This is a genomic window from Paenarthrobacter sp. PH39-S1 (assembly GCF_030063245.1).
Taxonomy (GTDB): Bacteria; Actinomycetota; Actinomycetes; order Actinomycetales; family Micrococcaceae; genus Arthrobacter_M.
In genome coordinates this window covers 108,124-133,928 of the sequence record NZ_JASISR010000010.1, presented here as the reverse complement: position 1 = coordinate 133,928, position 25,805 = coordinate 108,124, and the positions used below count along the sequence as shown (strand labels likewise).

Annotated in this window: 21 protein-coding genes and 1 pseudogene; 14 read left to right on the top strand and 8 right to left on the bottom strand. The window is 66.1% G+C overall.

Annotation, left to right across the window (positions count from 1 at the left end; all coding sequences use genetic code 11):
- Positions 1–331: pseudogene (locus tag QMG52_RS08650) on the top strand (hypothetical protein); the annotation flags it as partial.
- 172 nt (positions 332–503) lie between these two features.
- Positions 504–1,568: a lipid II:glycine glycyltransferase FemX gene (locus QMG52_RS08645; RefSeq protein WP_283560012.1), complete on the top strand. Its 1,065-nt coding sequence runs from the start codon at positions 504–506 to the stop codon at positions 1,566–1,568.
- On the opposite strand, the gene manA is transcribed toward QMG52_RS08645, so the two are convergent.
- The 4 genes from manA to QMG52_RS08625 are packed head-to-tail and all read right to left on the bottom strand — an operon-like array spanning position 1,546 to position 6,260.
- Positions 1,546–2,796: a mannose-6-phosphate isomerase, class I gene (manA, locus tag QMG52_RS08640; protein ID WP_283560011.1), complete on the bottom strand. Its 1,251-nt coding sequence runs from the start codon at positions 2,794–2,796 to the stop codon at positions 1,546–1,548. The two genes, QMG52_RS08645 and manA, sit on opposite strands and share 23 nt — an antisense overlap.
- 21 nt (positions 2,797–2,817) lie before the next feature.
- Positions 2,818–4,425, bottom strand: a complete 1,608-nt coding sequence (locus QMG52_RS08635) for an LCP family protein (protein WP_283560010.1) — start codon at positions 4,423–4,425, stop codon at positions 2,818–2,820.
- Between the two features lie 9 nt (positions 4,426–4,434).
- Positions 4,435–5,043, bottom strand: a complete 609-nt coding sequence (gene purE / locus QMG52_RS08630) for a 5-(carboxyamino)imidazole ribonucleotide mutase (RefSeq protein ID WP_283560009.1) — start codon at positions 5,041–5,043, stop codon at positions 4,435–4,437.
- Entirely contained in the window at positions 5,040–6,260 is a 1,221-nt protein-coding gene (locus QMG52_RS08625) for a 5-(carboxyamino)imidazole ribonucleotide synthase (RefSeq protein WP_283560008.1), read from the bottom strand. Before QMG52_RS08625 ends, purE begins: the two co-directional genes overlap by 4 nt.
- A 239-nt stretch (positions 6,261–6,499) precedes the next feature.
- On the opposite strand from QMG52_RS08625, the gene QMG52_RS08620 reads away from it, so the two are divergent.
- Positions 6,500–7,018, top strand: coding sequence for a GtrA family protein (locus QMG52_RS08620; protein WP_283560007.1), 519 nt, complete (start codon positions 6,500–6,502; stop codon positions 7,016–7,018).
- 68 nt (positions 7,019–7,086) lie between these two features.
- On the opposite strand, the gene QMG52_RS08615 is transcribed toward QMG52_RS08620, so the two are convergent.
- Complete coding sequence (locus tag QMG52_RS08615) at positions 7,087–7,932, bottom strand: TIGR03089 family protein (RefSeq protein WP_283560006.1); 846 nt, start codon at positions 7,930–7,932, stop codon at positions 7,087–7,089.
- Between the two features lie 410 nt (positions 7,933–8,342).
- On the opposite strand from QMG52_RS08615, the gene QMG52_RS08610 reads away from it, so the two are divergent.
- The 3 genes from QMG52_RS08610 (at position 8,343) to QMG52_RS08600 (ending at position 14,189) form a co-directional block, all read left to right on the top strand.
- Entirely contained in the window at positions 8,343–8,942 is a 600-nt protein-coding gene (locus QMG52_RS08610; RefSeq protein ID WP_283560005.1) for a WhiB family transcriptional regulator, read from the top strand.
- Between the two features lie 68 nt (positions 8,943–9,010).
- Positions 9,011–12,466, top strand: coding sequence for a glycosyltransferase (locus QMG52_RS08605; RefSeq protein WP_502920469.1), 3,456 nt, complete (start codon positions 9,011–9,013; stop codon positions 12,464–12,466).
- Positions 12,459–14,189 (top strand): DUF5719 family protein, encoded by a 1,731-nt coding sequence (locus tag QMG52_RS08600; RefSeq protein WP_283560004.1) that lies wholly within the window; start codon positions 12,459–12,461, stop codon positions 14,187–14,189. The genes QMG52_RS08605 and QMG52_RS08600 overlap by 8 nt, the downstream gene beginning before the upstream one ends.
- Positions 14,190–14,267: 78 nt before the next feature.
- Here QMG52_RS08600 and QMG52_RS08595 read toward each other — a convergent pair whose 3' ends face one another.
- Positions 14,268–14,810, bottom strand: coding sequence for a metallopeptidase family protein (locus QMG52_RS08595; protein WP_283560003.1), 543 nt, complete (start codon positions 14,808–14,810; stop codon positions 14,268–14,270).
- 229 nt (positions 14,811–15,039) lie between these two features.
- Here QMG52_RS08595 and QMG52_RS08590 point away from each other — a divergent pair, with 229 nt between their 5' ends.
- The 5 genes from QMG52_RS08590 (at position 15,040) to QMG52_RS08570 (ending at position 19,617) form a co-directional block, all read left to right on the top strand.
- Positions 15,040–15,417 carry a DUF3499 domain-containing protein gene (locus tag QMG52_RS08590; protein ID WP_283560002.1) on the top strand — a complete coding sequence of 126 codons (378 nt, stop codon included), beginning with the start codon at positions 15,040–15,042 and terminating at the stop codon, positions 15,415–15,417.
- Between the two features lie 169 nt (positions 15,418–15,586).
- A complete protein-coding gene (locus tag QMG52_RS08585) occupies positions 15,587–15,847 on the top strand; it encodes a hypothetical protein (RefSeq protein ID WP_349361677.1) in 261 nt (86 codons plus the stop codon).
- Complete coding sequence (gene ahcY / locus QMG52_RS08580; protein ID WP_283560000.1) at positions 15,844–17,373, top strand: adenosylhomocysteinase; 1,530 nt, start codon at positions 15,844–15,846, stop codon at positions 17,371–17,373. The genes QMG52_RS08585 and ahcY overlap by 4 nt, the downstream gene beginning before the upstream one ends.
- Positions 17,374–17,464: 91 nt before the next feature.
- On the top strand, positions 17,465–18,298 hold the full coding sequence (locus QMG52_RS08575) for an MBL fold metallo-hydrolase (protein WP_283559999.1): 834 nt from the start codon (positions 17,465–17,467) through the stop codon (positions 18,296–18,298).
- Positions 18,299–18,387: 89 nt separating this feature from the next.
- Positions 18,388–19,617, top strand: a complete 1,230-nt coding sequence (locus tag QMG52_RS08570) for a L,D-transpeptidase (protein ID WP_283559998.1) — start codon at positions 18,388–18,390, stop codon at positions 19,615–19,617.
- An 82-nt stretch (positions 19,618–19,699) separates the two neighbouring features.
- Here the strand turns inward: QMG52_RS08570 and QMG52_RS08565 are convergent, their stop codons facing one another.
- The gene (locus QMG52_RS08565) at positions 19,700–20,479 is read right to left on the bottom strand and encodes an RDD family protein (RefSeq protein ID WP_283559997.1); all 780 of its coding nucleotides are present in this window, start codon (positions 20,477–20,479) and stop codon (positions 19,700–19,702) included.
- A gap of 166 nt (positions 20,480–20,645) precedes the next feature.
- Between QMG52_RS08565 and QMG52_RS08560 the strand changes: the two genes are divergently transcribed.
- Positions 20,646–21,638 (top strand): stage II sporulation protein M, encoded by a 993-nt coding sequence (locus QMG52_RS08560; RefSeq protein ID WP_283559996.1) that lies wholly within the window; start codon positions 20,646–20,648, stop codon positions 21,636–21,638.
- Between the two features lie 177 nt (positions 21,639–21,815).
- Positions 21,816–22,970: a TIGR01906 family membrane protein gene (locus tag QMG52_RS08555; protein ID WP_283559995.1), complete on the top strand. Its 1,155-nt coding sequence runs from the start codon at positions 21,816–21,818 to the stop codon at positions 22,968–22,970.
- Between the two features lie 27 nt (positions 22,971–22,997).
- Here the strand turns inward: QMG52_RS08555 and QMG52_RS08550 are convergent, their stop codons facing one another.
- Positions 22,998–24,728 carry a dolichyl-phosphate-mannose--protein mannosyltransferase gene (locus QMG52_RS08550; protein WP_502920473.1) on the bottom strand — a complete coding sequence of 577 codons (1,731 nt, stop codon included), beginning with the start codon at positions 24,726–24,728 and terminating at the stop codon, positions 22,998–23,000.
- Between the two features lie 124 nt (positions 24,729–24,852).
- Between QMG52_RS08550 and rsmI the strand changes: the two genes are divergently transcribed.
- Positions 24,853–25,692 carry a 16S rRNA (cytidine(1402)-2'-O)-methyltransferase gene (gene rsmI, locus QMG52_RS08545; RefSeq protein ID WP_283560017.1) on the top strand — a complete coding sequence of 280 codons (840 nt, stop codon included), beginning with the start codon at positions 24,853–24,855 and terminating at the stop codon, positions 25,690–25,692.
- Positions 25,693–25,805: the final 113 nt, after the last annotated feature.

The following is a 25,805-nucleotide window of genomic DNA, read 5'->3' as shown; positions in this document are numbered from 1 at the left end:
AACCTCGCCAAGGAAGCGCCCGGCTGGTCCTCCATCCCACGACCCGGACCCCGCCATACCGTCCAAATCACCACCCCCACCGGACACACCTACCAATCCACCGCACCCGCCCTACCCGGCACCACACCAGCACCTGCTGGGACTGGAACAGGTAGAACGGGCGCAAGCAAGCCTGGTTCGTCCGGTACAAAATCCGGCGACGCAAAGCCAGTTCGTCGAGGAACCAGCAGAATGGACCTCCGCACGCTCGGGCACAAGTCACCGATTTGTCACCGTCGTGGGCCAGCTCATCGTCAGCGGCAACATCGCCACCACTGGGGCCGCGCATTAGCGCATCAAAGGCACCTGACGGAATGAGGAAACCAATCCGCAGCCCGCGGCACGTTCTATGCGCTGGCGGAAGGTGACGCGGGCGACGTGGGACTCTGCCGCGGCTCCGAAAACCCGCCGTACCGCCTTCCATCGATCACAGGGTCTCCCGGGAGCCGGATAGGGTTGACTGTATGACCTTGAGCATTGAGCAGTGCACAGACCGGGCCGAGTGGGATGCGGCCATTAACGCCGCGTTGGGCCACCCGATGCAGTTATGGGGCTGGGGGCAGACGAAGGCGGCACATAATTGGACCGTGGACCGGGTCCTCGTCAAAGACACGGCGGGTGTCCTCGTCGGCTCTGCGCAACTGCTTTTCCGAAGGCTGCCGTTTCCGTTCCGATCGCTTGCCTATATAGCCCGCGGACCGCAGGCTGCGGCGGGTTGCAGTGCTGATGTCCTCGACGCCGTCGCCGATTACGTGAAGTCGATGCATCGCTCGGTGGTGCTGAGCATTGAACCTGACTGGGAGCTGGACTCACCTCCTGCTAAGGCGCTTTCCGCCGAAGGCTGGCGGCGATCCCCGAACACGATACTGATCGGTCGGACGCTGATCCTGGACCTGCAGCGCTCCGAAGACGAGCTGCTCGCGGCAATGACGAAAAAGACGCGCCAATACATCCGCAAATCGGGCCGAGAGGCGTTGAGCTACCGCCGTGTGAGCCGGGAGGAACTGCCGGGGTGCCTGGCCGTGTACCGGATGACCGCAGAGCGCGCTGGCTTCGGCATCCACGCGGACGGCTACTACCTGGATATTTTCGACAATCTGGGGGAGCACTCGCCGGTTTTCGCCGCTTTCGACGGCGACGAAGTGGTGGCTTTCCTTTGGCTCGCCACCAGCGCCGGCACGGCCTTTGAGCTCTACGGCGGAATGAACGATGCCGGGCAGAACCTCCGGGCCAATTTCACGCTGAAGTGGACCGCCATCACAGCCATGAAAGAGCGTGGCGTCCGTCGATACGACTTCAACGGGCTGCTCAATGACGGTGTATCGCAGTTCAAATTCGGGTTTGCTGATCATGAAGACATTCTGGCCGGAACTTGGGATATGCCGCTTTCACGGCTGTATCCGGTTTATGCCAGGGCGCTGCCTCTCGCCCGCACATCGGTCCGCAAGACGCTGGCTCTGGTCGCTGCCGCGCCGACCGCGCTGGCAGGCCTGCGGAAAAGGGCTGCTAGGAACAACCGGCCACAGTGACCGCATAAAGGACGGCGGTCAGGCGGGCCCCGCTGACCGGATGCGCGACGACCGGATTCTCACGGGCCGGCACGAAGACGCTGGCTCCGCGCTCCAGCAGCATGTCTCCGCGCGGTGAATCCATCAGCGCCGAGCCTTCGACGGCGATGACGAGCATCGGTCCGTTCTGCGCCAGCGGCACCGGGGACCCGCCGGGTTCGAGCACGGCCCGCTGCAGCTGGAATTCCCCGAACGGAGGAGCCCAGATTTCCTGGCCCAGCTCGGTGATGTCGGCCTGGCTCATCGGCACCGGAATCGCCCGGAACTCCACCGTCTTCATCACCTCCGGAACGTCCACATGCTTGCGGGTGAGGCCGCCGCGGAGCACATTGTCCGAGCACGCCATCACCTCCACACCAAGCCCGCACAGATAGACATGGACGGTCCCGGCGGGCACGTAGATCGCTTCACCCGGCTTGAGCGAGACGCGGTTGAGTAACAGCGAGAGCAGCACGCCGGGATCGCCCGGATAGGTACCGTTCAGGCTGACCACCGTAGAAAGTTCCCGTTGGTGCGGCGTCATCGGGGCGCCCGAACGGAGCACGGTGACGACGGCGGCAGCGGCTGCGGAAACGTCGCTGCCGCCGGTGATAAGACGATGGAAGGCCGCCCGGAGTGCCGCCGGCTCGTCTGTCCCGGATAGATCCGAGATGACATTAAGCAGCACCGGCGGAAACGTCGCCGCGGCCAGATCGAAGACGGCGGCGAGGTGTTCAAAGACCGCCCGGGATGCCACAGCGGAGCGGAAGCCGCAGAGCGCCTCGAAATCCGTCAGGGCGAGTATCAGCTCCGTTTTGTGATTGTCATCCTTGTAGTTCCTATCGGCCGCATCGCGGGGGACACCAGCGGTCTCCTCGCGGGCAAAGCCCTCCTGTGCCTGTCGCAGCGTCGGGTGGACCTGCAACGACAGCGGCTCCGCGGCCGCGAGAATCTTGGCCAGGAACGGCAATTGGTCACCGAAGGTGCTCCGGCAGGGGGAGCCGAGCATGCCGTCCGGATCGGCCGAGATGAGCGCATCCAGCGGCCCGATACCGCCGTCCGGCGAGGTGGCCAGCGACGGCGAGTCCCGATGCGCACTCAGCCACAGCTCGGCTTCCGGACCACCGGAGGGCGTGCGGCCGAGCAGCGTTGCAATTGCGGTCGGCGAGCCCCAAGCGTATGGGCGCAGCACGTTTGTCAAAGTGTACATTTACTCTCCTTGAGCTCGTAGTTATCCGGGCGTGCAGCTGCCGTTATTGGCCAGCAGCGATTCCAGCGTCGCATCGTCGCCCTGCTCGGCGAGCTGCTGCAGGTATTGCTCGGATACCTGCGGCGTCTGTGCGGCCGGCGATTCGGCGGCAGATGCCGCGGCCGCCCGTGTGGCCGGCGCCGATGCCCCCGGCGCAGGGGCCGCGGGTGCGGCACCGGCGTCCGGTGCCGTGGTGACGGCGGCGGAGCTGTTGCCGGCGATCAGGGCCTTGACGCGGGCATGGATCACGTCGAAGTCCGGAGTGGTGGAAAAATTGATGTCGAAATCGGGGGGCCCGATGGTCAACCGGTTGAGGGGGTGCTTCTTGGACTTCAACGCCAGATCAACGAAGCTGCCCAATTGGGCAGCCGGTATATCCGATTCCATCACCTGGGTTCCGGCGTTGAGAATGGACTCGAACTTGGCCAGTACCGTCGCAGGATCCATTTGTTTGAGCAGCGCCTGCTGGATACATTGTTGGCGCTCACTGCGGGAGTATTCAAGCACCCACTGACGTGAACGAGCGTACCACAGTGCCTGCTCGCCGTTGAGGGTCTGTTCGCCGGGGGCGATCCACCCCTCCGGCGGCGCATGGCTGTAGCCCGCATCATCGAGGGCAGCACCCGTGATGGGCACCCAGCCTCCGGCATTGATCTTGACCCCGCCCAAGGCGTCAATCAGTTTGGAAAAGCCGGACATGTCAATGAGCAGATAGCCCTGGATCTTCAGGCCGAGGGTGCCGCTGGCGGCATCCATCATGGCCGCGGCGCCCGGATCGGCCCTGCCCGGGTAAAGGTTTGCGTATTTTTCTGTGACCTCCGTGTAGAGGAAGTTGATAATGCAGTTGTCCCCGCAGTTATAACCGTCCGGGTACACAGCGTGCATCGGGGAATCCGCCGGGAACTGCGCGTTCTGCAGGTTGCGCGGAATGCTGATGGTCACGGACTGTCCACTGGTGGCGTCTACGCTGACGACGATGATGCTGTCCGGGCGGCGTCCCACCCGGTCCGCACCGGCGTCCCCGCCCATCAGCAGGAAGTTGTACCGGCCATTGACCGGTGCCATATCGGGACCGGCAGAAAAGATGCTGGTGATGGCATTCCGGCTGGCATTGATCAGGTACGCGGCATAACCGACGGAACCCGAGGTCAACACCATGAGCAGCACCAGCACCGCGCTGACAATGCCGCCCATGCCGGGAGCCAGCAGCGCGGGCCGGATGATCCGCAGCGTGTTCAGGAACAGGAAGGCCCAGCCCAGGGCGAGCACTACCAGCGCGATGACCAGCAGCAGTGAGCTGATGGGGTTGGTGGCCACGCTGAAGAGAATGGCTCGGTTCAGCAGGGCAACCACTGCGGCCAGCATGATCGCGATCCAAACACCAAAGGTGATGCGCAACGCCAGCCGCCCAAGTTTCCGGTTGCCGGCAACAAGCTGTGCACTGCCGGGCAGCACCAGCGTCAACAACAGGAGCATGAAGGCGCGCTTGGTCCGCACCGGGGCCGGCGCCCCGTGTGGGTAACGCACCGGGTTCGTCAGCACCGGCGGTTTACGGGAAACACGGCTGACATTCGGGCTGCTGATACTCATGGCGGCGGCCTAATCCACCGCGCCGCGCCGCGGAGAGCCCACCAGCCCGGGGAAAACCTGCGCGGCCTTTTCCCGCAGCGAGAGTCCTTTCGCACTCGCCGTGCGGTTGAGCCCCGCGGCAAACTCGGCCAGTTCGCCCTGCAGCCGGATCGCCGTTTCATCCGTGCCACAGGAGAGCATCCGGACCGCCAGCAGTCCGGCGTTGCGTGCTCCGCCGATGGAGACAGTTGCCACCGGAACTCCGGCCGGCATCTGCACGATCGACAGCAGCGAATCCAGTCCGTCCAGTGTCTTCAATGGCACCGGAACGCCGACGACGGGCAGTGTCGTCACGGAGGCCAGCATCCCGGGCAGATGGGCCGCGCCGCCGGCACCGGCGATGATGACGCGGAGGCCGCGGTCCCGCGCGGACTGTCCATAGGACATCATTTCGACGGGCATCCGGTGTGCTGAGACGACGTCAGCCTCGAAGGGAATGTCGAATTCGGATAAGGCCTCGGCCGCGGCTTCCATCACGGGCCAGTCCGAGTCCGAACCCATGACGATACCAACGATGGGCACAGCCGCAGCGGAATAGGAATCGGAATCGCTTGCCGTGTGGTCCAGGTGCTGGCTCATCGGAGCCCCTTCTGTGTGGAATCGGAAGTCTGTGTGGATTCGGAGGTCTGTGTGGGACCCGAAGCCGCGCCGTCCCGGATGATGGTAGCGACCGTCGCCGCCTGGGCCCGGACGGCGGCTACACTTTCGCCGGGGCGGGAGACGACATTCACATGTCCGAGTTTGCGTCCCGGCCGCACGCTCTTGCCGTAACTGTGCACCTTCACGGCTGGACCTGCGGCCAGCGCGGCCGGATACGCGCCGAACAGATCCGTATTAGCGCCGCCAAGGAAGTTCTTCATGACGACTACGTCGCCCAGAATGCCGGTGGCTCCCAGCGGCAGATTCAACACGGCACGCAGGTGCTGCTCGAACTGGCTGGTGACGGAACCGTCCATGGTCCAGTGCCCGGAGTTGTGCGGTCGCATGGCCAGTTCGTTGATCAGGAAACCCTGGCCCTGGCCGGGAGTTTCAAAAAGCTCCACCGCCATCACTCCCGTCACGCCAAGTTCAGTGGCGATCCGCAGCGCGGCTTCCTCTGCGGCGCCCTCCACCACTGGCGGAAGATCCGGCGCGGGCGCGATCACCTCGTCGCAGACGCCGTCCACCTGCACGGACTGCACGACCGGCCACGCCCTCGCCTCCCCGTCCGGTGTGCGGGCCACCAGTGCGGCGAGTTCGCGGCTGAAATCGACCTTCGCTTCCACCAGCAAGGGGCTCATGGCGGTGAACCAGTCCGCGGCGGTGGCGGCGGCACCGGCGTCGTCGAGCACCTTCACGCCCTTACCGTCGTAGCCGCCGCGCGGCATCTTGAGCACCACTGGCCAGCCATGCAGGTCCCCGAATGCAACCACGTCCGGCACCGACGCGACGGCGGACCACCGCGGGTTCGGCAGACCCAGCCGTTCGATCGCGGCGCGCATGACGAGTTTGTCCTGGGCGTGGATGAGCGCCTCGGGCCGGGGCTGAACGTTCACGCCCTCAGCTATGAGGGTGCGAAGGTGTCCGGAGGGGACATGTTCATGGTCAAAGGTCAGCACGTCCACGTCCGCGGCAAAGCGGCGCAGCACGTCCAGATCACCGTAGTCGCCGATCGGCGCGTGGGCGACGGCGGCGACGGCGCACACATCCGGCCCTTCGGCCAGAACATGGAGTTCAAAACCGAGGGCGACGGCGGCCGGAGCCATCATGCGGGCCAGTTGGCCGCCACCAACAACACCGATTACAGGAAAAGTCACAGTCCACAGACTACCGAACCGGCCCCGGAAAACCGGGTTCGGCATGCCCAGAAGGGCAATTATCAGGAAATTGGGAGCGACGATCAAGGCTTTTCCCGTAGAATCCTACGTTGGCTGTTATTTTGGCCGGCCCGCCTGTACGCGCTGCCGCAGGGGGTCGGGAGGTGCGCCGGCAGGGCGGACTGCCCCGGCAGGACCGGCAATTCCGTTCTTATTGAGTGCAGCGATCCTGGAGGATCATGTTTGAGTTGGTAGTAACACGCGCTAAGGGACTTTTTGGGTTGTTCTGGCGCGAAGTTGCGAAGTTTGGTGCCGTCGGCGGCATAGCGTTCGTCATTGACACGGGCATCTTTCTCTGGCTGCTGCATGGCCCGATGTCGGACCACCCGACGCGGGCCAAGATTGTCTCCGCCATTGTCGCCACCGTTTTTTCCTGGGTCGCCAACAGGTACTGGACCTTCCGGCACCGCCGCCGTGCCAACATCCTCCGGGAGATCGTGCTTTTCGCCGTGATGAACGGGATCGGCATTGCCATCGCCGGCGCATGCGTTTACGTCTCACACTGGATGCTCGGGTTCACCACTCCGTTTGCGGACTTCGTTGCCGGCAGTGTGATCGGCCTGGTGCTGGGAACCATCTTTCGGTTCTTTGCATACCGGTTCTGGGTCTTCACCGAGGAACTGGACGCGGACCCCGAGTTTGCCAACGACCATGAGCTGGTGGCGCCAGTGCAGCAGGATCCCACTGCCCGCAACTGAGCGCGGGTGACGGTCCTGGGCCCCGGGGCGGATACCGAGTGTGTCAAGGCGCGGCTGAGCCTTATGGGTCAGCGGCCGGAGGTGACCCGCTCAGATGCGAGCAGCCGGTCTTCGATCTGGACGGACGGATGCACCAGCAGTACCGAACCGCCCGCGGCCCAAATGCCCAGTGCTGTGCGCACGGTGGGTTCCAACCCTGCGTCCGCGCGCAGGAGCACCCGCTCCGGCTGCCCGAATGGAACCGCGTAGCCGTCCAGCAGGGTGCCGAAAGTGACGGGAGCGGTGTTCAAGGAAGGGTCCGGCGCGGCTGCAGAACCACCGGTAACGGTGCCGTCGCCGTCGTTGTTTCCCTGGACGGCACGGTGTACGACGGCGGTGTCCGTCATGGCCGGCTGGTCAAAGGGCATAAAAACGTCCCCGTGTGCGCGCACCTCGGCAGCATAGTCGATGACACCGCCCGGCAGGTCTCCATGCCAGCGCATGTCCAACGCTCCCAGTGCCACGGCGACGATCAGGGACCCGGCCGCACTGGTGGCCGGAAGCCCGGGATCGGCGGTAACCACGACATCGGTAGTCGTTTCATCAGTATCCGTGCCGTCGGCTGCCGCGGCAGCCGGCGCCGGTGCCCCGGACCCGGCGGTGATGACCACCGTGGCCCCTGCCTGCCAGGCTGCCAGCAGCCAGCAGAGCGAGCGCCAGTGCGCCGGCATGTCCACGCCCACCGTGCTGCCGGGTCCGGCGTCCAGCTCGTCCACGGCAAAGTTCGCAGTCTTGGCCACCCAGTTGTCCAGCACCCTTCCGGAAAGTTCCACCCTTTCGCCGTCGGGCCCGTACCAGGTCAGCCGGGGCGCGGTGGCATCGACACTTCGGAGAGTGGCCATGAGATCGGATATGGTGAACATTTTTCCCGGCATGTACTCATCCTGCCATCAGGAGCCGTCAGCACGCAGTGCCGGCGGTCAGTGAGTGCCGAAAGCCAGTGAGTGCCGAAAGCCTGCAATCGGGTCTGCGTCGATGTGATATTACTCACTTTCCCGGCCGCCGCGTATCCGGCGGCTCGGCATGAAAAGCGTGTACTTTCGCGGGCATCATCGCGGCGACGATTAAAGCAATCCGCCACGCCCGGGATAGCCCATCCGGATGTCGGGCGTGGCGCGGCGCGTCCGACGGGCCGTTTGTGGATATGATCGCCTCCCGCTTGACGCACCCTGTCTTACAACGGTGTAATTAGAACCACGCCACGTCGTTGCCGGCGGTTGCAACGAACCGGAAGCCGGGCCAACGGCCAATTCTTTTACCGCAGCGGACACACAGGAGGACGACCATGGGACAAGCGGAACGCAGTGCAGCTTCACCGGCACAACGCTCGACGGCTGGTTCTATAGCGGCGACCGTCCTGGGCGGCCAGTCCGCCGTGCAGGGGCAGGCTGCGGTGCAGTATCGCTCAATTGGTGTCCCCAGCGACTGGTACGTCGATACGGCGGATCCGCTGGCTGCCGAGCGGTACCACCAGAGTGCCCGGGAGTCCCTCGAGGATCAGGCGACGGCGTTCCTGGCCGATCACGAAGCGCAGGAGTTGGGTGACGATCTGGCTGAGGATCTGACGGACCCGCCCCTGGAGCTGCTCGTCAAGCCGGTGCAGGGACTTCCCCAGCCGGTGTGGATCGGGCTTCCCTCCAGAAGTGATGACTTCAGCGACGAGGGTGAACTCGGCTGGCAGACCGACGCGCTGTGTGCGCAGACTGACCCGGAAGCGTTCTTCCCCGAAAAGGGCGGCTCGACCAGGGACGCCAAAAAAGTCTGCGGCGCGTGCAACGTCCGCGCCCAGTGCTTGGAATATGCGCTGTCCAATGACGAACGCTTTGGCATTTGGGGTGGACTGTCCGAGCGTGAACGTCGCCGGCTACGGAAGCGAGCGGTCTAATTTCTGCTGCAGTAAGAGTCACCGCCATCGTTATTGCCCACGATGGTGAAAAATATCTCCCCAGAACATTGGCGGCCGTTGCCGCCCAGACCCGGCCGGCCGACACCGTGATCGGAGCCGATACCGGGTCCCGCGATGGCTCGCTGGACCTCCTTGAGGGCGCCCTCGGCAAGGGAAAGGTCATCACCCACGCTTCGCACCGGGGAGGATTCGGTTCCGCCGTCCGGGCCGCGGTAGACCAGCTAGCCCCGCTTCCCGAGGCCGCTCCCATTCCGGACTCCGAATGGCTCTGGCTGCTGCACGATGACGCTGCACCCGCCCCGGATGCGCTGGCCGAACTGCTGCACGCGGTTGAACGGGCACCGTCGGTGACTGTGGCCGGGTGTAAACAGCTGGACTGGGCCGAACCGCGCAAATTGGTGGATGTCGGTTTGTCCGCCAGCCGCGGGGCCGAGCGCATTACCTTGATTGACCGCGATGAGCATGACCAGGGGCAGCACGACGGCCGCAGCGATGTGTTTGCCGTCAACTCCGCTGGCATGCTTGTGCGCCGCGACGTCTGGGAGGAGCTGGACGGTTTTGATCCGGCGCTGCCGGGCACCGGGGACGACATCGATTTCTGCTGGCGAAACCGGCTGGCCGGCCACCGCGTCGTCGTGGTTCCGCAGGCCAGGGTCTTCCACGTCGCCCACCCACGCCGCGGTTTGGCTACTCCTAAGGCCGCCCGTAAGGCGCAAATCCACCTGCGCCTCAAGCATGCCGCTTGGTGGCAGGTCCCGTTCTTGGCCCTTGGTGCGTTGTTCGGCGGCGTGTTCCGCCTGCTGACCGGGATCGTAGTGAAGGAGCCCGGCTATGGTGCCGGGCAGTTCATGGCTACCTGCGCCGCACTGGCCCGCCCCCTGACGGTGCGGCGCAGCCGGGCCATGGCCGCGACGACCCGGGTTCTTCCACGATCGGTGATGCGCGGACTCCAAGCCAGCGGCCGGGAGATCCGTTCACATCGACGCTCGCTGCTTGATTTGTTCGGCGAGCCCGTCGCGTGGACCGACCCGGACGACGCATCCTCCCAGCTGGTTCCGAGCGGGGACGCTGCCGACGATTTTGCCGCCATCAGCACGGCCACCCGGCTGCCGGCCGCCGCGGGAGCCATTGCCGCCACCGTACTACTGCTCGCCGTCGGCCTGGTGTGTTTGTTCCCTCTGATCGGCTCCGGCGCCGTTGCCGGCGGTGCCCTTCTGCCGCTTTCGACCGGCCTCGGCGGGATCTGGCACAACGCCTCCACCTGGTGGATTGCCGTGGGGGCCGGTCTGCCCGGACACGGGGATCCCTTTGGCTACGTGCTCTGGCTGCTGGCGGTAGCCGGATTCGGGAATGGCTCTGCCGCCGTTGCATGGCTCCTCATTCTGGCGCTGCCGCTGGCCGGGCTGGGCGCCTGGTTCGCCAGCGGTGCCCTGACGCGGCACCGCTGGCCCCGTTTCACCGCAGCTCTCATCTGGGCCTCGGCACCGGCCCTTCAGGTTGCCATCGGCCAGGGGCGTCTGGGCGCGCTGCTGGCACATGTACTGATGCCGTGGGTCCTGCTGGGCCTGATCCGCGCCGCTGGCGCAGCCGCGGGACGCCCCGGACCGGCGGCAGCCGGGCAGGTGACGCCCCAGCCGGTTTATTCCCGCCGTTCCGCAGGACGCACCTCGCGGACTGTGACTGTTCCGGTCGGCCGACCCGGGACCGGACGGGTTCCGTCCTGGACGGCGGCCGCCGCAGCCGGTCTTGGCCTGGCTGTCATCACGGCCTCCGCGCCGTCACTCCTGGTGGCCGCCGTCGTCGGCCTCGGTCTTGCCATGGTGCTGCTGGGCCGGCGCGGCCGCACTCTCTGGTGGGCGCTGCTCCCGAGCGCGGTCATGTTCGTGCCCTTCATCATTTCCACGCTGGACCAGCCACGGGCCATCCTCGCGGATCCGGGGGTCCCGCTGTCCTATGTCAATGCGCCGCTGTGGGAACAAATACTCGGCCAGCCGGTACAGATCGGGACCGGCGCCGGCATCAACGCCCTGCCCTGGTTCACCGCCGGCGGCTTCCCCTGGGCACTGGCAGCGATGCTGCTGGTGGGCGCGCCGGTGGTGCTGTTGGCCGTTGCCGCCCTGCTGCTGCGCACCGTTCATGCCGGCATGGTCCGGGCGCTGTGGGGCGTTGCGGTGCTGGGGCTGGTCAGCGGCTATCTCAGCGGCGGCATCGCGGTCGCCCTCGGCGGCACCTTCCTGGTCACGCCTTTCAGCGGTCCCAGTGTCTCCGTCGGAGCGTTTGCCCTCTTGGGCGCGGCGGTGCTCGGCCTGGACGCGCTGCTGCAGCGTGCACATCAGGGGGCCGGCACGGTGACACGCCGTTACCGTGTCACCGCGGTACTGGTATCGGTGCTGCTGGTGCTTTGCCCCGCGGCCAGCCTCACACTGTGGGTGGCGCAGAATCTTGTCCACAGCAACGATCAGGCAGCGGATAGGTCCCTGGCGCTGGACGCCGGACCGCAAAGTGATATTACGTCCACGCCGGCGCCCCTTGCCGCAGCGTATGGTGTCCCCCCGCTGATCCGTCCCAGTGCCGCGCGGACCCTGCCGGCCACCGCGGCGGACCGCGGGAACGGCACCGAGCGCGCCCGGACCCTGGTGTTGAGCATCAATGCCGACGCCAGCGTCAGCGCGGCCCTGATGCGGAGCGCCGGAACCACTTTGGATTCGCTCTCAACGATTGCGTCCGCCCGGGACATCACCGGCTCGCCCGGCTCGGAGACCGTGCGCGGGGATGACGCGGCCACAGCGTCCGTCCGGCGGGCAGTCGCGACCATCGTGGCCGGAACGGGTGTTGATCCGCGGCCGGAGCTGACCGAGCTGGGCGTGGGGTTCGTCGTCCTGCAACACGGCGACACCGCCGCGGAACTGTTGGCCAGTCAGATTGAAGCCGTTCCGGGACTGGCGACGGTTGGCCCGACCGACGTCGGATGGCTCTGGCGGGTGACACCTGGTGCCATCGCCGGGCAGACACCCGAGGTTGGTTCGCGGGTGCGGATCATTGATGCCGCCGGCGCTACCGTTGCCTATCTGGGTTCCGAAGTTGTGGATGTACATGCGCGGATCGAGGCCGGCGACGCGGGCCGCCGGCTGGTGCTCGCGGAGCGGGCGGATTCCGGCTGGACCGCCCGGCTGAATGGGGAGAACCTGACGGCGACGGGCTCCGGCTGGTCGCAGGCCTTCACGCTACCGTCCTCCGGCGGCCAGCTTGAGGTCCGCTATGAAAAGCCGTGGTTCACCCTGTGGAACCTCGTGCAGATCATTGTGCTCTCGCTGACGTTGCTGATGGCCATACCGATGCCGGCCCGACGGCGGCGCGTAGCCGCGCCCGGCGCCGGCCCTGGTCCTGGACGGGTGCCGGACGTCGGCGCGAAAGCGCCCGATCCGGGCGCCGCTCTCGGGGCCAGCTTGGAAGCAGCACCCGGACACGACGCAGCGATACATAAGGTAGGAACCCGTGGTTGAGGAACCCAAGGCGGCCGGGAAACCTGCGGCGAAGACGGCCGCGAAACCTGCAGTGCAGACGGCGCGGAAGGACCCGAAAGGGGTCGGGTCCGGGCGGCGCCGGCGTGGCGCCGTGCGGTCCGTTCTCGCCGGCTGCGGCATCGCCGTCGTAGCCGGAGCCGTCGTCGCGGCGGGATCGGTCACCCCGCAGATCTCTGCTGCAGCCACCGTGAAACCCCCGGTTGCCGCGCTGCCGGCGGGCCAAAGCGTGACGAATTGTCCGGGGCCGGCTCTTCTGCTGGACGGCTCGACAGGCGGGACGGATCCGCAGTTTTCCGCGGCGTCCAGCAGTTCCAGCTCGGCGGTGACCGCGATGGTGCTGAGCTCCGCCGGGGGCATCCTGCCCCACAGCATCCTGGCTCCGTTGCCGGGAGGCACGCCGCTGGCAACCCTGGCCGGCGCGCCGGACGCCGGTTCTGCCAGCACCGGCAGCACCCCCAGTCCCGGATCCAGCCCCAGCACCGTCGCCAGCCCCAGCACCGGGGCAGCCGGGGACCAGCGCAAGGCGGTCGTGCTTGGAAATCAGGCGGTCAGTGATGCCTCGGTCCTGCGGGCGGACCCGGTGGATGCCCAACGTGCCGCCGTCGGCGCGGTGATGTCCTACTCCGCCGCGGACGGTGATCTGGCGGGTCTGGGCGTGGCCGGCTGCCAGCAGCCGTCCAACGATCTGTGGCTTGCGGGCGCCAGCACGACCGTGGGACGCACGGCAGTTCTGAACATCTCGAATTCGTCACAGACTGCGGCCACCGTGAATCTTGACCTGTACGGCGATGATGGCCCGCTGCAGGCCCCGGGGGCCAAGGGCCTGCTGGTGCCACCGGGAACCAACAGGGCCGTGGTCCTGGCTGGGCTTGCACCTGGACAGAGTGGCCTTTCGGTCCATCTCAAGAGCACGGGCGGTCCCGTGGCGGCGACCGTCCAGCAGTCCGTTCTGCGCGGCCTTACCGCCGGCGGAGTGGACGTCATTGCGCCCGCGAACGTGCCGGCAGCGCGGCAGGTGATCACCGGCGTCGCGGTCCAGGATCCGGCATTAGCGGCATCGCTGGCCGCACAATCCGGTTACGCGGACGCCGCCGCTGCGCTGCAGGTCACCGTCCCGGGAACGGCCGACGCGCTGGTCCAGGTCAAGGTCTACGGCTCCGGCGGGCAGCAGCCGCTGCCCAATGGTGGTGTTTTCACGGTCAAGGCCGGGGCCGTATCGGAGCTGGCGCTGACCGGGCTGCCTGCGGGAACCTACACCCTCGACGTCGGTTCGGACATTTCCTTCACCGCCACGGCACGTGTGGTGAGCGGTCTCAAGACCGGCGACGCCGTCGACTTCGGCTATTCGGCAGCCGGGGCCAAGCTGGGTGACGGCCAGCTCATCACGGTTCCGCAGGGCCCGGTCTCGGCCCTGTCCTTTGGCATGCCAGCGGGCCGCGCCAAGGTGTCCCTGACGCCGGTCACCGCGGCGGGCAAACTACTGGCGGTCAAGACCGTCGACGTCGCCGGTGGAACGACTGTTACTGTTGACCCGGCACAGCTGGCCGGTGAAGCGGTGGCAGGTTTCATCCTCTCCGCCACGGGAGATGCTGTCTACGGCGCGCAGGTGCTGGGCAGCAAAGACAAGGCAGCCGTTTCGGTGCTGGGCGTGCCCCGCGGGGTCTCCGGGCCGCAGGACCTCAAGGTGGTTCTGGGGTACTGATCCAGACAGCCACTTTTGCAGACAGCGGGGGAGGCGGTTGAGCCGGTTGAAACGCCGGCGCTAGTTGAAACGCCGGCGCTAGTAGCGCCGGAACCGGCGGTAGGCAGGGTCGACCGCATCTGGGGAAAGGTTGAGCAGCCCGGCAACCTGCTCGATGACCACTTCATGGACGATTTCCCGCAGCTCGTCCTGGTTATCGGCCAGCTGTTCGACGGGCCGGCGGTAGATCGTGATCACGGCGGGAGTGTCCGCGGCGGCGGGCCGGAAGAACGCCATCGGCACTCTTTCGCCCGTGCCCGTCAGACTCTCGAGGGAACCTGGAATATCCTCGACGGCGAACTCGACCGCGTCGAGCGCGTCCCCCCAGAGCTCGCTGAGCCGTTCCGCCGAGTCCATCAGCAGCTCGTTGAATTTTTCCGCCCGGGTCAGCGACCCCGGCAGGGCCGGCAGCATCAACTCGCCGCGCAGGCCGCGATCATGGCGGTTCCTGCGGCGCGCTTGGAATGCACGCCCGCGGGGGGTGGGTTCGCTGCCCGGGGCTGCAGGGGAAATGACCGTATCATCGGACATGACCGCATCGAAAACTACGGTGAAGCCGGCGCCGCTGGACTCGAACTGCATACAAAGACTTTAGGCCTCCGAGCAGACTTTAACCGAAAACGGCGGCCCCTTTCCGGTCCCCTTGAAGGCCGCCGTGCCCTGAGCGGCCGGTCGGGATGTTCCGGTTTGAAGGCGCTGTTCCCTATTCATGGCCACCTGTCTGGCCAATCGCCGTCGTCGACTCGTCAGCGCGTCTGAGCGGGAACGTCATTAAAGGCGGGTAATCTTGTACACCGTGGGTACCATGCGCATGTGTTCAAGATCCGGCTGCCGAGAATCGGCAATCGCCACACTGACGTACGTATATGCCGATTCCACGGCCGTCCTTGGACCGCTGGCGACATTTGCGGAGCCGCATAGTTACGATTTGTGTTCCCTGCACGCGGGCCGGCTCAGTGTTCCGCGCGGCTGGGAGGTTCTGCGGCTGGCCATGCCGTCGACACCTGCCGGGCCGGGCCCGGACGACCTGCTGGCACTCGTCGACGCCGTGCGGGAGGCGGCCTGCGTTCCCGACGAGGATACCGCGCCGTTGGCGCAGCGCGGCACAAAATCGGCCCTCGAACCGCCCGTGGGCACGGCCGCCGGTCAGTCGGCGCGTCGCAGTCATTTACGCATTCTGCGCGACTGAGCGCCCGGTACTAGGCTTGAACAACTACGGGACGCAACAAGGGCGGATTGTCCGGCTTACTGGTGTTTGCCGGTTTACCTGTTGCCCTGTTTGCCTACTTTACCTAGTTTGAGGGAGCGAGCCCATGCCGCATGTCAGAGATGAACTCCTGGCAGTTCTTCGATGTCCCGTGACCAGATCCTCCCTGCGGCAGGACGGTGAAGAGCTGGTCAGCACGGTTCCCGGACCGGACTCCCATCCGCTGCGCTACCGCATCGAGGACGGAATTGTGCTGTTGCTGTCCCCGGAGCAGCTTTCCGATGCTGTGGCGGCCGGGTCGGACCAGCATGACGCCGGCGCCACGGACGCACCTTCCGATGCCACAACCTTCGCTGCCGCCACCTCTCCTGCCGCCACCCCTCCGATGTCCAGTAAGGAACCCCGCAGATGACTCCCGAGCCCAACACCTGCGAAAGCTTCGACTACAAGGTTGCCGACGTCACGTTGGCGGAGGCCGGACGCCACCAGATCCGGCTCGCCGAGCATGAAATGCCGGGGCTGATGTCGCTGCGGACGGAGTTCGGCCCCACGCAGCCGCTGCGGGGCGCGCGGATCGCCGGTTCGTTGCACATGACCGTGCAGACCGCCGTTCTGATCGAGACGCTGGTGGCGCTCGGTGCTCAGGTACGCTGGGCCTCCTGCAACATCTTCTCCACCCAGGACGAGGCCGCCGCCGCCGTCGTCGTGGGGCACGGCACCGAGGCTGACCCGAAGGGTGTCCCCGTTTTCGCCTGGAAGGGTGAAACGCTGGAGGAATACTGGTGGACCGCGCTGCAGATCCTCAGCTGGCCCGGGGCGGATGCCGATCCCGAGCTTGGCCCGAACATGATTCTGGACGACGGCGGAGACGCCACCATGCTGCTGCACAAGGGTGTTGAATTCGAGGCCGTCGGTGCGGTCCCGGCCGGCACCGACGCCGATCCGGAGGAATACCGGATATTTCTCGATGTACTGCGGGAAACGCTGTCCCAGAACGGACAAAAGTGGACCCGCGTGGCCGCCGGAATCAAGGGCGTCACCGAGGAAACCACCACCGGGGTCATGCGGCTCTACCAGCTCGCCGAGCAGGGCAAGCTGCTCTTTCCCGCCATTAATGTCAATGACTCGGTCACCAAGAGCAAGTTCGACAATAAATACGGGATCCGGCACTCGCTGCCGGACGGACTGAACCGGGCCACGGACGTTCTCATGGGCGGGAAGGTCGCCGTCGTCTGCGGTTATGGCGACGTCGGCAAGGGCGCCGCCGAAGCACTTCGCGGACAGGGCTCCCGGGTGATCGTGACCGAGATCGATCCGATCTGCGCGCTGCAGGCGGCCATGGACGGTTACCAGGTCGCGAAGCTGGAATCCGTGCTTAGCGAGGGACACATTTTCATCACCACCACCGGCAACAAAGACGTGATTATGGCCGAGCATATGGCCAGGATGCGGAACAAGGCGATCGTCGGCAACATCGGACACTTCGATAATGAGATCGACATGGCCGGGCTGGCGCGGGTTCCCGGCATCCGGAAAGTCGAGATCAAGCCCCAGGTGCACGAATGGATTTTCGCTCCGGACAAAAGCACAGACGACGGCGGCGGCACGGAGCCGCGCTCCATCATTGTGCTCTCCGAGGGCCGTCTGCTGAACCTGGGCAACGCCACCGGCCATCCGTCCTTCGTGATGAGCAACTCATTTGCCAACCAGACCATCGCGCAGATCGAAATCTTCAGCAGACACGGGCAGACGGATGCCGAGGGCAAGCCCGAATACGAAAACCAGGTCTACGTGCTGCCGAAGATTCTCGACGAGAAGGTGGCCCGGCTGCACCTGGACGCGCTGGATGTCGAGCTGACCGAGCTGTCCAAGACGCAGGCGGAGTACCTCGGACTGGACGTTGCCGGCCCCTACAAATCGGAGCAGTACCGCTACTAAACGTCAATCGACTGAGCGGCAGATGCTCTCTGATGGGGCCCGACGGAGGCACCTATTGCTCAGCAGATGGGCCCTGCGGGGAGGAGGCGGCATGGACGCAGTGGATTTCGTGGATTCCGTCGGGTGGACGCGCAGCAGCGCGCTGACTTGGAGCAGGCTGGCGCCCAACCCGGGCCCCATGACGCTGGACGGTACCAACAGCTACATCATTTCAGCGCCCGGTTCCGCCGGTGTGGTGGTCGTGGATCCGGGGCCGGTGGACGAGCCGCATCTGCGCGCGCTCGCCGGCCGCGGAATGGTGGAACTGGTGCTGATAACCCATTGGCACCGGGACCATACAGCCGGCAGCCGCAGGTTCCGTGACCTAACCGGGGCGCCGGTCCGGGCCCTGGCCGCGGCGTACTGCCTGGGCGGCCAGCCGTTGCAGCCGGGGGAGCGGATAACGGCCGCCGGCGTCCGCATCGAGGTCATCGCCACGCCCGGGCACACGGCCGATTCCGTATGTTTCTGGTTGCCCGACGACGGCCCGACCGGCTCGGTGCTGACCGGCGACACCATTCTGGGCCGCGGCAGCACCGTGATCGATTACCCGGACGGCCGGCTGGGGGCCTATCTGCGCTCGCTTGAAACCCTGGAACGGATGGGCCCAGCGCGGTTGCTTCCGGCGCATGGCCCGGCATTGCCGGATCTGGCCGCCGCGTCCGGCGCCTATCTGGCGCACCGGAACGAGCGCCTCGTCCAGGTCCGCACGGCGCTGGAGCAGCTGGGGCCGCAGGCTTCGGCGGCCGGCGTCGCCGCCGTGGTCTATGCCGACACGCCCGTCGAGGTCCGGGCGGCCGCGGAATTGTCCGTTGCAGCCCAGCTTGAATTTCTGCGTGGCGGGAGCACAGCCGTCCGCGGTGCTCGGGCCGATGACGTAAAATAGAACGGCAGCCGCTATGGCTGCCGTGCGCGGGCGTATCAATGGCCCCGTATTTTCGTTGGGTTTGGGGGAGAGCAGTGCAGGATTCGCAGATGCGCAAGAGCCACGGCAAGGGCTGGAAAATCGGACTGATTGCCCTCGTTTGCCTTGGCGTCGTCGGCGGCGGAATTGGCGCTGCCACCGCTCCCACCTGGGCCGGGTCTTCGATCGCATCCGAGTCGCAGAGTCCCGCGCGCACCACAGAGGGCCTCGCGGCTCCGGTCGTGCAGGCTATGGAGCTTGGCGTGACTCCCACGGACGGTGCCGCGCAGGTTAACCCTGCTGCGCCCGTCGTCGTCAAGGCAACCTACGGAACGATTAAATCGGTCGCGCTGACCGAGGCCAAGTCCGGCACGGCCGTTGAGGGGGCCACCAGCGCGGACGGATCGACCTGGACCGCAGGTGGTGCGCTGAAGTTTGACACCGCCTATCAGTACGAGTACACCGTGGTGGACGGTGCCGGCCGGGAAAAACACCAGGCGCAGACCTTTACGACGGTGCCAGCCTCGCACGAAGCCGACGCCGCCGTGTATCCGCAGAACGGCCAGAAGGTCGGCGTCGGGCAGCCCCTACAGATCACCTTCAGCGAGCCGGTGATCAACAAGGAAGCCGTCGAGAAGGCGCTTAAAATTACGACGACGGCGGGTCAGGTCGGCGCGTTCCACTGGTACAGCGACACGATGGTCCGCTACCGGCCCGAAGGCTTCTGGACCGCGAACAGCACCATCACCATGGAGATGGCGCTGTTCGGCGTGGATCTGGGCAAAGGCCAGATTGGTAACTTCAACAAGACGGTCACCGTCCGGATCGGCGACAAGAAGGTCATGGTTGCGGATTCGGCCAACCACGTTGCCGATGTCTATGTCAACGACCAGCCGTCCCAGCACTTCCTGGTGACCATGGGTGACGAGCGTTTCCCCTCGGCCTCGGGCTACCTGGTGCTGATGGACCGGCAGCGGACCGCGCACTTCGTGGCCGCCAGCATTGGGCTCAAGCCAGGTGATCCGGCCAACTACGGCGAACTTGACGTCAATTACGCCACCCGGCTGACCCCCAGCGGCGAGTTCATTCATCAGGCCACGGATTCGGCAGTGGCCTACATTGGCCAGTTGAACCTCTCGCACGGCTGCATCGGCATGGACGAGGCAGGCGCCTCCTGGGTCTTCAACAACATGGGGGTGGGCGACCTGGTCCAGGTCATCAACAGCGTCGGCGAGTCGGCTGCGCCGACGGACGGCTACGGCGACTGGAACATCCCCTGGGCACAGTACGCCTCCCGCTAAACCGCGCACTCCTTCCCGCCTTCTGCCTGCCCCTCCCCGACCCCTCTCCGTCATCCCGGCGATCCCTCGACCGGAGCGGATCTCAGTTGTCCTGATCGAAGGGCAGCGTGTAGAGCCGGCGGGCGGTTGCGTCGGCGCGTTCCCGCTGGGCGGTCATGCGGCGCAGCTCGCGGTCCCGGCGTTCGGACATCACCGCAGCCAGGTACGCATCCGGAGCCGTCCCGGGCGGCGGCGGCGGAGAGACATAGGCGGCGGCCTCCGTCGCCAGAGCCGCCGCCAGCTGCGCCCGGGACTCCGGTGTCATTTTCGCCCACTGCGTCAGGAACGCGGAGATCCGTCGGCCCAGCGGGTCCGGCATCCGCCCGATATCGGCCAGTCCGGCCCAGGGCTGCAGCTGCGGCGGCGTGGTCACGATCAAGGGCGGGGCCGCGGCCACCCGCTCACGCATCGAGTAGGTTCCGGCCAGCATGTCGCCGAGCCGCTTGGAGGGGGAATTGAACAGGGAAACCAGAAACGCTACGGACCCGAGCATCATGTACAGCTCGAACACACCCAGCAGGCCCCGGATCAGGGCCTGCCGGAAACGGATGGAGCCGCCGTCGTCACGCACTATGCGCAGCCCCATCACCAGCTTGCCGAGCGACTTTCCCCGGGTCAATGTTTCCACACCGATCGGCAGCGCCACGAAGACAAAAACCACGGTGCCCAGCACCAGCGCGCTGGCCGCGGCCGGATCAATGTCGCCCAATCCGGAAAGCAGCAGCAGCCCCAGCCCGACCAGCAGGACAACCGCGGCGGCAAAATCGATCAGCGCGCCCACCCCACGGGCGGCAAAAGAGGCGGCCCGCAGCTCCAGAACCACTGCCTCACCGGTGATGATTGAGCTGATGGTCGCGCTCCTTCCACACCGGTCCAAAGGCGCACGGGCGCGCTCCCTCGCCGTGCGTTGTCCAGTCTAGCCATTCCCGGATGGGTGGGCGGAGCAACCATGAGGAGTACGACGGCGGCGGGCAGGTTAGTGTGGGACGGTGGACTTGGATGCGTTTACCGCGGTACATCGTGCGCAGTGGGACAGGTTGAACGAATTGGGCCGACGGCGCAGGCTCACCGGCGAGCAGGCGGATGAACTGCTGCGGCTGTACCAAAGCACGTCCACGCACCTGTCGATGATCCGCTCGGTGGCGCCCGAAAGCGCCCTTTCCGCCTCCCTGTCCACTCGGCTGGCCCGGGCCAGAACGCGCTTCACCGGTGCCCGCTCGAATTTCGCAGAAGATCTGGCGCGCTTCTTCGTCCTGGCCCTGCCAGCCGCCTTCTATCGGGTCCGCTGGCTGACCCTTGGCGTCGGCGCCGTATTCGTGGCCATCGCGGTGCTGTATGGGATATGGGCGGCTGGAAACCCGCAGGTTTTGTCCGCCCTGGGCAACGATGCCCGGCTGCGCCAGCTGGTGGATCACGGCTTTGTCGACTACTACTCGGAGAATCCGGGAGCCTCGTTTGCCGGACAGGTCTGGACCAACAACGCGTGGATCGCGGCGCAGGCTGTGGCACTGGGCATCACGGGCGTGTACGTTCCGTTCCTGCTCCACCAAAACGCGATGGGCGTCGGACTCACCGGCGGGGTGATGTTCGGGTATGGCCGCGGCGACGTGTTTTTCAGCTATATCCTGCCGCACTCTCTGATGGAGCTGACGGCGGTCTTCGTGGCCTGCGCGGCGGGTCTGCAGATCTTCTGGTCCTGGATTTCCCCGGGACCGCGCCCCCGCCTGGTGGCCTTGGCCCAGGAGGGGCGGTCGCTGATTACCGTGGCGATCGGCCTGCTGATCGTGCTCTTTGTCTCGGGGCTGGTGGAGGCCTTTGTGACCCCCAGTCAGCTTCCCGTCTGGGCCAAAATATCCCTCGGCGCACTGGTGCTGGCCGGGTACTGGGCCTACGTGCTGATTTTGGGGGGCCGGGCCGTGCTGACGGGGGAGCTCGGTGACCTGGACGGCACCGACGCGGGAGACAGCCTCGCCACAGCCTGACGCCGGGGAATTCCGCCTGGCCGCACGCCGCTGGCCGCCGCACGCCGCTGGCTGTGGGGCTTCCCACTGCTGCCGCAGCAGCACCCGGCAAGCGCAGGGCCGGATATGCGGCCCGACTTCGGCTGCGTTGCGGGGTGGCGGCCTCGCCCTGGGACGGACGGCAGGTACGCTGAAAATGTGAGTGAGAACAAGAAGCCGGTTTCAGCCGACCCCGCGGACGATAACGTTGGATCCGAGTCTCGGCTGCCCGCGACCCCCGATGAGAGCATCGGCGAGCTGTCGCCCGAAACGCCGGAGGACGATGAGCCGGCATTCGCCTGGATGACGCCGGCTGCCGCACATTCCGCAGCCGCCCAGGCGAGCACTGTCCGGCCGGGTGCTGGGCCATCGTCCGGAGCACGGACCGCTGCCGCACCGGTGCCCCGGCACGGCCCTTCCGCAGACGGTCCTAGCGCAGACGGTCCTAGCGCAGACGGCTCCGCCGTAGATGCCCCCAGTGTAGACGGGTCCGCTGTCTTCCATGAGCCCCTTCCCACCAGCATGCTGCAGATCCGTCCGCCGCAGGAGGACGTGGACCGGCGCGCCGCGCAGCGCGAGGAGGCCGCCAAGGTCCAGCCAGTGTTGCCGCGCGTACTGCAGGTGGTGCTTGCCGTCTGTTACCCCGTGGTGCTCCTGGTGCTTGCCATCCGGCTGATCACCACCCCACTGTTTCTTTGGGTGGAATACCACCGCCCCGGATTTCCCGCCGATACCTTCGGTTTCAGTACCGATGACCGGATGACTTACGGATCCTATGTGGTGGATTATCTGCTCAATTTTGCCGGTCCACGCTTTCTGGCAGACCTGGTCAAACCGGACGGCGGGAAGCTGTTTGCCGTCGGCGAGGTCAGCCACATGGAGGACGTGAAATCGGTCATCACCATGGCGTTCATCGCCGGCGCGGTGCTCGCCGTCGTCGTGATTGTCGCCATCGTGTACCTGACGCGCCGCAGCACCGGTGGGGTCCGCCGCGGTCTGTTCGCCGGTTCCATTGTCACGCTGGTGCTGGTGATCGGCCTGGGCGTTCTGGCCTTCGCGGGCTGGGAAACGTTCTTCACGGACTTCCACCAAATATTCTTCAAGAACGGGACCTGGACGTTCTATCTCGACGATTCCCTGATCAGACTGTTCCCTGAGCAGTTCTGGACCGATTCCGGTCTCCTGATCGGCGTCGTCGTCCTCTTGGTTTCGACGCTGACGCTCGCCTTCACCTGGCCGACCAAACAGCGCCGCAATCTGAGCAAACGGGCAAGGAATCCGCGGCAGGGCCGGCGGGCGGCAGCCGGAATATAGCAGCTGCCGTCCGAGCAGTTGCGCGGGCTAAATCCAGCTGGGCAGCCACATCCGGTTCCGCCATTGCCCATACGGGATCATCTGGTCGGTCCAGATCGGGTAGAAGTAGGCGCTGACCACCACCGTCAGGACCAGGAAAATCCCCACCAGCAGGGCGCCCTGCAGCCGCCGCCACCGGGCATCGGTTGATTTGCCCAGCACCAGGCCCAGCACAAAGACCAGGGCCAGGATCAGGTACGGCTCATAGGCGATCGCGTAGAAGAAAAAGATGGTGCGGTTCGGGTACAGCAGCCACGGCAGGTAGCCTGCAGCCAGGGCAGCCAGGATGGCACCGGCGCGCCAGTCGCGGCGTGTAATCCAATAGACCAGCAGGAACGCCGCGGCCAGGACCGCCGACCACCAAATCACAGGGTTTCCGACGGAGGAGACGACGGCTGCACAGCTGTCCGCCATGCAGCCCTTTTCACCGTGCTTTGGATAGTCGGTGTAAAACGAGGTGGGGCGGCCCATCACGAGCCAGGACCAGGCATTGGCCTTGTATGGGTGGTCCGATTCCAGCCCGGTGTGGAAGTTGTAGGCGGTGAAATGGTAGTGCCACAGGGAACGCAGCGGATCGGGGATCCAGCCCCAGCCGCTGCCGGTATCGGTGGCGGCCCAGTTGCGGTCCCAGGAGTCCGCGGCCAGGAACCAGCCGGTCCAGGACGCCAGATACGTCGCGGCTGCCACCGGGACGACGGAGACGAACGCGAAGATCCCATCCTTGAGTATTCCGCCCGCGACCCAATGGCGGACGCCGGCTATGCGGCGGGCGCTGAGGTCCCAGAAAACGGTGAGCAGGCCGAAGGCCACCAGGAAGAACACCCCGGACCACTTGGTCCCGATGCACAGGCCCAGCGCGATGCCGGCAGCCAGCCGCCACCAGCGGACGCCCAGCCACGGCCCGTGGACCAGATCCTTCCCGAACGGAATGCCGCCCCGGGCTGCCGCCAGCGCGGCCAGCCGTTCAGCGAGCCGGTTCCGGCCGTCGTCGCGGTCCAACAGCAGGGCGCCAAAGGCCACCAGCGCCCAAAACATCACAAAATTATCCAGCAGGGAGGTGCGGGACTGCACAATCGCATGTCCGTCGACGGCGAAGAGCAGCCCGGCCATGGCGCCGATGATGCTGGAGCGGAACATTTTTTGCGCGATCAGTGCCAGCAGGAAGATGGAGACTGTTCCCACCGCGGCGGCGGAAAAGCGCCAGCCGAAGGTGCTGGAAGGGCCGAAGAGCCACATGCCGAAGGCGATCATCCATTTGCCGACGGGCGGATGGACCACGTACTCGGGCGTGCCGAGGATGGAGCTGAAGTCGCCCGCATTGAAGTGTTCGTTGGCCTTGTCCGCCCAGTTGCGTTCGTAGCCGCTCTGCAGCAGGGAATAGGCGTCTTTGACGTAGTAGGTCTCGTCGAAGACCAGGGAATGCGGTTCCCCCAGTCGGACAAAGCGCAGAATTCCGCCGATCGTGGCCATCAGAGCCGGTGCCAGCCAGAACCACAGGCGCAGTGACAGCGGGGTCTCGAGCCAGCGCCACCGCGAACCCAACAGCCGGTCGCGCAGGGCAGCGACGGTGAACGCGGTCTTCGGATCGCTAAGCCAGCGCTGCTCCGCACCGGGTGCCGGAGGCGGCGGCACCGGCGGGGGCGCTGCGGGATCGGTAACGTTCAGGCTCACCCTGCCAATGCTACCTTTGGCTCCCCACCGGTCCGGGCCGCGCCACATGCTCATCGGAACCGTCGGTGCGCGTTTGACGGAGCCGGGTATCAGCCGGTGCGGCGAACACTAGGCTGGAAGCATGGACACAGAGCAACCGGCCGCAGCAGCCACCGCACCGACCACCGGACGGATGGCTGGCGAGGGCTACATTGTGCTGGCGGCGACCCCGATCGGCAATATGGGTGATGCCTCCGCGCGTCTGATGGAATGGCTGGGCTCGGCCGATCTTATCGCCGCAGAGGACACTCGAAGACTCCATCGACTGGTGCAGGCGCTGGGTGTCACCGTGACCGGGCGCGTGATCAGTTACCACGAGCACAACGAGCAAAGTAGGACGGCAGATCTGCTGGCTCAGGTCCGGGAGGGCCGCACATTGCTGATGGTGACGGACGCCGGGATGCCCGCCGTTTCCGATCCCGGTTTCCGGCTGGTGGAAGCGGCCGTTGCCGCCGGGATCCGGGTCACGGCCGCCCCCGGACCGTCGGCGGTGCTGACGGCACTGGCGCTGTCCGGACTCCCCACCGACAGGTTCTGTTTTGAGGGTTTCCTGCCCCGCAAGAGCGGTGAACGGGCTGGCCGGCTGGCAGAGCTGCGCCTGGAACGGCGCACCATGGTGTTTTTCGAGGCGCCGCACCGTCTGGAGCCGATGCTCCGTGCGCTCCAGGAGGCCTTTGGACCGAACCGCCGGGCTGCGGTGGCCCGCGAGCTGACGAAGACCTATGAGGAGGTGCTGCGCGGACCTTTGCGTGAGCTTCTCGAATGGGCCGAAACGTCCGAGGTCCGGGGCGAGATCGCCGTCGTCGTTGCCGGCGCGGCGGAGTCGGCTCCGAGCCGTCCCGAGGACCACGTAGCAGCCGTCAACGAGCTGATCGGTCAGGGGATCCGGCTCAAAGAGGCGGTGGCCGCTGTCGCGGAGGAGGTCCATGTGAGCAAGCGCGAGCTGTACAGCGCGGTGCTGGCCGCGCGCTGAGCGGCGCCGGCAACGCGGGCTGCAATCCACGGAGGTAGCTGTCCGACGGTAGTTGTGCAGCTGCACAACGGAATACCGTCAGGGTGGTGCTCACATGCGTAGACATCCCCAGC

What these genes read in the sequence shown, in the direction of transcription:
- QMG52_RS08645 (WP_283560012.1), top strand. Translation starts at nt 504, where the DNA reads ATGACCTTGAGCATTGAGCAGTGCACAGACCGGGCCGAGTGGGATGCG.
- manA (WP_283560011.1), bottom strand. Translation starts at nt 2,796, where the DNA reads ATGTACACTTTGACAAACGTGCTGCGCCCATACGCTTGGGGCTCGCCG.
- QMG52_RS08635 (WP_283560010.1), bottom strand. Translation starts at nt 4,425, where the DNA reads ATGAGTATCAGCAGCCCGAATGTCAGCCGTGTTTCCCGTAAACCGCCG.
- purE (WP_283560009.1), bottom strand. Translation starts at nt 5,043, where the DNA reads ATGAGCCAGCACCTGGACCACACGGCAAGCGATTCCGATTCCTATTCC.
- QMG52_RS08620 (WP_283560007.1), top strand. Translation starts at nt 6,500, where the DNA reads ATGTTTGAGTTGGTAGTAACACGCGCTAAGGGACTTTTTGGGTTGTTC.
- QMG52_RS08615 (WP_283560006.1), bottom strand. Translation starts at nt 7,932, where the DNA reads ATGCCGGGAAAAATGTTCACCATATCCGATCTCATGGCCACTCTCCGA.
- QMG52_RS08610 (WP_283560005.1), top strand. Translation starts at nt 8,343, where the DNA reads ATGGGACAAGCGGAACGCAGTGCAGCTTCACCGGCACAACGCTCGACG.
- QMG52_RS08595 (WP_283560003.1), bottom strand. Translation starts at nt 14,810, where the DNA reads ATGCAGTTCGAGTCCAGCGGCGCCGGCTTCACCGTAGTTTTCGATGCG.
- QMG52_RS08590 (WP_283560002.1), top strand. Translation starts at nt 15,040, where the DNA reads ATGTGTTCAAGATCCGGCTGCCGAGAATCGGCAATCGCCACACTGACG.
- ahcY (WP_283560000.1), top strand. Translation starts at nt 15,844, where the DNA reads ATGACTCCCGAGCCCAACACCTGCGAAAGCTTCGACTACAAGGTTGCC.
- QMG52_RS08575 (WP_283559999.1), top strand. Translation starts at nt 17,465, where the DNA reads ATGGACGCAGTGGATTTCGTGGATTCCGTCGGGTGGACGCGCAGCAGC.
- QMG52_RS08570 (WP_283559998.1), top strand. Translation starts at nt 18,388, where the DNA reads ATGCGCAAGAGCCACGGCAAGGGCTGGAAAATCGGACTGATTGCCCTC.
- QMG52_RS08550 (WP_502920473.1), bottom strand. Translation starts at nt 24,728, where the DNA reads ATGTGGCGCGGCCCGGACCGGTGGGGAGCCAAAGGTAGCATTGGCAGG.
- rsmI (WP_283560017.1), top strand. Translation starts at nt 24,853, where the DNA reads ATGGCTGGCGAGGGCTACATTGTGCTGGCGGCGACCCCGATCGGCAAT.